1 protein-coding gene is annotated in these 935 nt (G+C 75.0%); it reads left to right on the plus strand.

Annotated features, from left to right (window positions below; genetic code table 11):
• Positions 1 to 120: 120 nt before the first annotated feature.
• Entirely contained in the window at positions 121 to 822 is a 702-nt protein-coding gene (locus tag IH13_RS0107765; RefSeq protein ID WP_031082259.1) for a ribonuclease H family protein, read from the plus strand.
• Positions 823 to 935 lie beyond the last annotated feature (113 nt).

Here is a 935-nt window from a genome sequence, read left to right on the forward strand (position 1 = left end):
GCGCGCCGCGGCGGCCCGTCGAGCCCCGGACCGCGGATGAGCGTGTGCCGCGGTGCGCGGGGGACGGCGGCCCCACCGGCTCGATCGTGGCCCCAGCCGCCGGACTGGCATGATCGGGGCATGGAAGACCGCATCATCGCCGCGTGTGACGGCGCATCCAAGGGAAATCCGGGTCCGGCCGCCTGGGCGTGGGTCGTGGCCGACGCGCAGGGGCGCCCGCAGCGCTGGGAGGCGGGGCCGCTCGGCAGCGCCACCAACAACATCGCCGAACTCACCGCGCTGCGCGAGCTGTTGACGTCGACCGATCCGTCGGTGCCGATCGAGGTGCGCATGGACTCGCAGTACGCGATGAACGCCGTCACCAAGTGGCTGCCCGGGTGGAAGCGCAACGGGTGGAAGACCTCGGGCGGCAAGCCGGTGGCCAACCAGGAACTCGTCGTGGAGATCGACGGCCTGCTCGACGGCCGCGGTGTCAGCTTCCGTCACGTACCCGCCCACCAGGTGGACGGCGATCCGCTCAACGCGCTCGCCGACCAGGCCGCGAGCGAGGCGGCCGTCTCCCAGCAGGCGGCCGGGACGGCGTACGGCTCGCCGGAACCGGTTCCGGCGCCCGCGCGGGCGACGAAGGGCCGCGCGGTGAAGAGCCGGGCGGTGACCGGTACGGGGGCCGCCGGCGCGGGCAGGGCCACGCGCGCCGGGGCGACGATCCGCGCCAAGTTCGCGGGCCGGTGCCACTGCGGCAAGCCCTACGCGGCCAAGGACATGATCGCGAAGAACGCCGTCGGCTGGGGCCACCCGGAGTGCCGGACGGTATCCGTCTGATCCGACGGGGCCGGCGCGCTTCGGGCGGCATCGGGCCGGTCCACTGGGGCGGCGGCGCTCACAGGTCGGCCCAGACCAGCCGTCCGGACAGGCTGGTGCGCGTCCCCCAGCGG

It is taken from the genome of Streptomyces sp. NRRL WC-3549 (assembly GCF_000721935.1).
Taxonomy (GTDB): domain Bacteria; phylum Actinomycetota; class Actinomycetes; order Streptomycetales; family Streptomycetaceae; genus Streptomyces.